The 4132-nt window shown below is 67.4% G+C and carries 4 protein-coding genes and 1 pseudogene; 1 reads left to right on the forward strand and 4 read right to left on the reverse strand.

The genetic code is table 11. The annotated features are described in order from the left end of the window. Positions 1-194 precede the first annotated feature (194 nt). The 4 genes and pseudogenes from P3T41_RS36760 to P3T41_RS36775 all read right to left on the reverse strand — a co-directional run bounded on the left by P3T41_RS36760 (position 195) and on the right by P3T41_RS36775 (position 3498). A complete protein-coding gene (locus P3T41_RS36760) occupies positions 195-470 on the reverse strand; it encodes a hypothetical protein (RefSeq protein WP_280695010.1) in 276 nt (91 codons plus the stop codon). Positions 471-787: 317 nt separating this feature from the next. Next, on the reverse strand, positions 788-961 hold the full coding sequence (locus P3T41_RS36765) for a hypothetical protein (protein ID WP_280695011.1): 174 nt from the start codon (positions 959-961) through the stop codon (positions 788-790). Between the two features lie 637 nt (positions 962-1598). Beyond that, positions 1599-1754, reverse strand: a pseudogene (locus P3T41_RS36770) (DUF255 domain-containing protein); the annotation flags it as partial. A 358-nt stretch (positions 1755-2112) separates the two neighbouring features. Further along, the gene (locus P3T41_RS36775) at positions 2113-3498 is read right to left on the reverse strand and encodes a hypothetical protein (protein WP_280695012.1); all 1386 of its coding nucleotides are present in this window, start codon (positions 3496-3498) and stop codon (positions 2113-2115) included. 420 nt (positions 3499-3918) lie between these two features. Here P3T41_RS36775 and P3T41_RS36780 point away from each other — a divergent pair. Then, positions 3919-4132: tectonin domain-containing protein (locus P3T41_RS36780; protein WP_348533727.1), on the forward strand; the 214-nt coding region annotated here is incomplete at its 3' end.

Here is a 4132-nt window from a genome sequence, read left to right on the forward strand (position 1 = left end):
CCGTCTCGAAGCGGGAGCACATCGTGCCAGGTCAGCGGGATAACCCACCTCACCGCCTGCTAGCAGTCTCCGTCATCCGTGAAAGCGCGAGGCTAAGAATTGATCTGGGGTCCGGGCCCTGGTTGATCTGGCACACCCAACGCGAGGGCGGGCCGCCCCGGAATACCGGAGGCAGCCCGCTCGTCGTCGTGCGGTCAGGAGTTGGCGATCTCCCGGATAAGGTCGAGCTTCTGCTGCGGTAGCAGCGCTTGCTGGCGGCCGGCTGCCAGGCCGCCAAGGGCGGCGAAGACGTCGTGCTCCTCGGGCTGGAGGATCGCGGAGAGGACCTGGGCGCGGGTGCTGCCGTCCAGGGCGTAGACCCACAGCCGCTGTTCCTTGCGCGGCTCGGTGTTGATCGCCGGCCGCAGCTTCCAGACGGGGAAGAAGCCGAGTCCCTGGCCAGTGAGGTGGCCGTCCAACTCCTCCAGCACCCACCGGCCGAGCTTCTTGTAGCCGAGCTCCTCGCGTAGGGCGCCGCGCGTGGTCTCGATCAGCCCTGAAGGGTGCGCCGTAGACGCCCCGGATGAACGCCAACGCCGAGAGGTTCATACGCACCGCACGAGCCGAGTGCACCGAACTGGCCTGGCGATCTTGCCGGGCCCTGATGAACCGTCACAAGGGGCCCCGTCCGGCCCAACCACCGCCGTGCGAGGCCGCCACCGGCCGGGGTGGAACGCAAGCGGGCGGGTGTAGCAGGATCGGCGCGCCATGGCGGCCCGTCGTTCAGGCCGGCGGCTCCCAGGACAGATCAGCCGAGCTCCACCTGGTCGAAATCGAACTCGGCTGGGGTGATCTTGCCGAATATGAGCACCGAGACCTTCAACCACTTGGTCTCGTAGTCGACTTCATCGATGGCTCCAATAGAGTCGTCGAAGGGCCCATGCGAGATTCTCACCGACTCGCCCGTCTCGAACAACGGCATGATTCCTCCTCCCGTGAATGTCAGCGCGAGCCGGCTGTGGACTGAAGGAGTCATGGCCTGCCCAGCGGGCCGCACTCCCGAGCGGACACGTCGCGGCGCTGCCGGACGCGCGGCTCCACAGACGGCGAAGGCCGCGGTGGGGGTACGCGCGGCCGGCGGCAGCGTTGCTGATCCGCGCGGGCCCGTTCGCGCACGCGTGGCCGGAGTTCGACGCCCCGTCGGCCCAGGGGCGCCGATACCGGCCGAATCTGACGGTCAGTGAGTCGACCAGAGTCGACGCTGATGACCACCAGGTCGCACGGTCGCCGTCCCCGGCCGGCGCGACTCTCAGGTGGCCCTGGAGCTCGCACTCCTTCACGACAACGGTGATGCTCGAGCCGGTGCTCAGTCGAGGGTGATGGCGCCCCTGGCCTCGGTCGGCTGATAAACGCCCTTGCCTGAGTAGGCGACCGTGTTGGGGCCAGTCAGGCGGCTGGTGTCAATGCCGCGGGTCTCGGGGTCCAGCGGGAGGTAGAGGTCGGCGGTGTGGACAAGGTGTCACTACCACCTCAAAAGTCGGCCCAGATTTACCCGGAAGGGACTTCTACCTTCCTCGAAGTGAGCCATTGGCACCATATGACGATGCGTCAGAAGCTAACCAATGGCAGGACGCGTACCCGACCGAGAGGAGGATGGGTACGTCCCGCCTTGCTGCTTCTGGCATCGCCTCCTCTCCCCACTCCCACCGGCCCACGGGATTGGTGGCGTGCTGCTGGAGATAAGGCGACCGGGCATGGACCAGTCGATTCACCATGACCGCAGCGTCCCAGCCACCGGGCTCACCGCGGGGACCGTCTTGCCGAACACGCCGGGCGATTGCCTTTGCAGTCGTTCAGATAGTCGTCGTCTTCGTCTCGGGTGCTGGGTTCGTGCCCCGCGGCCGCGAAGGTCGCTATTTGCTGTCGGCCCAGTACGAGGCGTCCACGACGTGTGCCGAGCTCGACCCTCGCGTTGCGCAGCAGCCCGGCCAGGTGCTCGGCGGTCTCCGGCGATGCACGGGCTCGACAACCGCCCCGCCGCCCCGCCGCCTTGGTGTCAGCGGGCGGCGGGGCGGCGGGCCTCGGCGAGTCGGAGACGTCGACCTTCTTCTGGTCTTGGTGACGGTCAGGGGGTCAGGGGGTCCGGGTGATGGTCAGGCAGGAGGTCGAGGGGGGCGCGGTGAATCCGGTGCCGGTGACCGTCGCGGTCTGAGCGGCCAGGCAGGTCGGGGCGTTCATCGCGAACTGCACGAACCCCGCGCCGCGCGCCGTGTCCAGGGTGTCGAATGCCTGGGTCCCGGAGATGTTGACGGGCCAGCCGGGGGCGGCGGGGCAGGACGGCGCCGTGTCGATGCTGTTCTTCGTGTTCGTGCCCGCCGTGTACGGACCGACGCCCGGCGCCGTGATGGTCGTGGTGAGCTGCGGGCCGTTGCCGGTACCGGCGATCTGACGCACGCAGTTGTTCAGATTCAGGTAGCGATTCCCGAGCATGTCCAGCGGCTGGGTCCCGGAGAAGTTGACGGGCCAGCCGGGGGCAGCGGGGCAGGACGGCGCCGTGTCGATGCTGTTCTTCGTGTTCGTGCCCGCCGTGTACGGACCCAGGCTCGGCGACGTGATGCTCGTGGTGAGCTGCGGGCCGTTGCCGGTACCGGCGATCTGACGCACGCAGTTGTTCATGTTGATGTAGCGCTGCGCGAGCAGGTCAAGCGCCTGGGTGCCTTGCAGGTTGACGGGCCAGCCGGGGGCGGCCGGGCAGGACGGCACCGTATCCGCCGAGTTCGAGACGTTCGACCCCGCGACGAAGGGGCCGAGGCCCGGTGCGGTGATGCTCGTCATGAGCTGCGGGCCGTTGGCGGAGAGCTGGCGGTCGCAGTTGTTCATGTTGAAGTAGCGCTTCTTGCCGAACTCCATGACGCCGCTGGTCGCGCCGACGGGCTGGCCGAACAGGCCGGCCGTCGGGGAGATGGTGAGCGTCGAGCCGGTCCAGACGGCGGCCTCGTCGATCGCGCCGGACTGCCCCGTGTCGGTGTTGCACACCAGTGAGGAGGTCCTGCCGTCGGCTTCGGTCAGAGTGGGCGTGGCCTCGGAGCCGGCGGGAGTCGTCGGGTTCAGGCACACCATGGTGGAGTTGGGCGCCAGGGTGAAGCCGGGCGGAAGTGTCGTGGACACCTGCGCGCCGGTGTGCTCGACCGGGTCGGCGTTGTTGTACCAGGCCCGCACCAGCACGGTGGCGCCAGGGGCGATGGTGGGATTGGACGACCAGGTCGCTCCGTTGTCGGCGGAGTACAGCAGGCTGCTGGTCGTGGCGGCCGTCGCCGGGGCGGCCGCGAACAACGGTGCCCCCGCGAGCCCCAGGGCCATCGTGGCGGCGGCGACTCGGCGGCTCCACGAGCTCGAGGTGTTCGGTCGCACGATGTCCTCGCCGGCCCCGCGGCCGGAGGCGGCGGTGGCCTGCGCGCCGGTGATCCGGCTGGCGGACGTCAGGGTGGTAGTGGTGGCGGCCCAGCGGGAGAACTTCATGGTGGCTCCGAGGAGTTGCGTGGACTTGGCAGCACAATTGATAGCTGAGCTGTCTGCCTGGCGCGGCTTTTCGTCTCCTGCGGCACCCGAAATAATGATTCGCAGTCAAAGCATGGTTGATGATTGGAAAGTCGGCACTCCTGAGCTATCCGCCTCCACCCTCAGGGCGAGCGCCGCGAAGGACGGACGGCAGCCCCGTGAAGTCGAAGTGGGTGATCAAAGCCGGCCGCACTGGCTTCGATCGCTCTGACTGCACAGATCATGCGTCATGTCGATCCCCCGAACGTGGGACGGGCTTTCCAGCCAAAGGACCTCCGGATAGAACGTCTACGCACCGCACTCTTCATGGCCGAGCAATGCCAAACATTGATTTGTGGACGATTTTAATGATCAGTAGCTTTTTTGGCCCGTTTGGCAGGGTTGCCCCTGGCCTATTACCTGAGTGCAAGGTCCAAGTGCGAGGAAGGCGAGTTCGGAATGGCTGAGTGGAAGACGATCGTCGGCAGTCTCTCGGCGATCTCGGCCGGGTCCAGGACCAGCGTCTGGGGCGTCAACGGCAGCGGGGAGATCTTCAGGTACTCCGGGTACGACGCGAACCCGTGGGTCAGCATCCCCGGTTCCCTGACCGACATCG

It is taken from the genome of Kitasatospora sp. GAS204B, assembly GCF_029892155.1.
GTDB lineage: Bacteria > Actinomycetota > Actinomycetes > Streptomycetales > Streptomycetaceae > Kitasatospora.

Excerpts from the sequence above, each read along its gene's own strand:
- P3T41_RS36775 (WP_280695012.1), bottom strand. The coding sequence starts at position 3,498 with ATGAAGTTCTCCCGCTGGGCCGCCACCACTACCACCCTGACGTCCGCC.
- P3T41_RS36765 (WP_280695011.1), bottom strand. The coding sequence starts at position 961 with ATGCCGTTGTTCGAGACGGGCGAGTCGGTGAGAATCTCGCATGGGCCC.